Origin of the sequence: Bacillus sp. EKM420B (assembly GCF_011065565.1) — a bacterium.
GTDB classification, from domain to species: Bacteria; Bacillota; Bacilli; order Bacillales; family Bacillaceae; genus Bacillus; species Bacillus velezensis.
This window is the reverse complement of record NZ_JAAMNX010000040.1, coordinates 1-268: the sequence shown is the minus strand read 5'-3', so window position 1 is coordinate 268 and position 268 is coordinate 1. Positions and strand designations below refer to the sequence as shown.

The window sequence follows — 268 nt, the reverse complement described above, 5'->3', positions numbered from 1 at the left end:
TCATCAAGATTGATAAGCCCTTTCACTTTCGGCGCCATGACGGTCTTCCGTTCGTTTTCTGTCTGGTTCAGAATGTAATTGTCGGCGATCACGCCTGCGCCGTGAATGATCCCGTCGAGTGTTCCGTGCTCCTCCTGTATGCCGCGGATGAGGGCGATGACCGCCGCCCTGTCTGTCACATCAACCGGTTGATACAGTACGCGGGCACCCGTCGCTTCCAAGCGCCGTAAGCGGGCGGAGCGCTCTTCATCTAGCGCTTCCGCCCTCC

Annotated in this window: 1 protein-coding gene; it reads right to left on the bottom strand. The window is 58.6% G+C overall.

Annotated features, from left to right (window positions below; genetic code table 11):
• Window positions 1-268, bottom strand: a 268-nt coding sequence (locus G9F48_RS19425; protein ID WP_165409987.1) for an SDR family NAD(P)-dependent oxidoreductase, incomplete at both ends; no start/stop codon positions are given.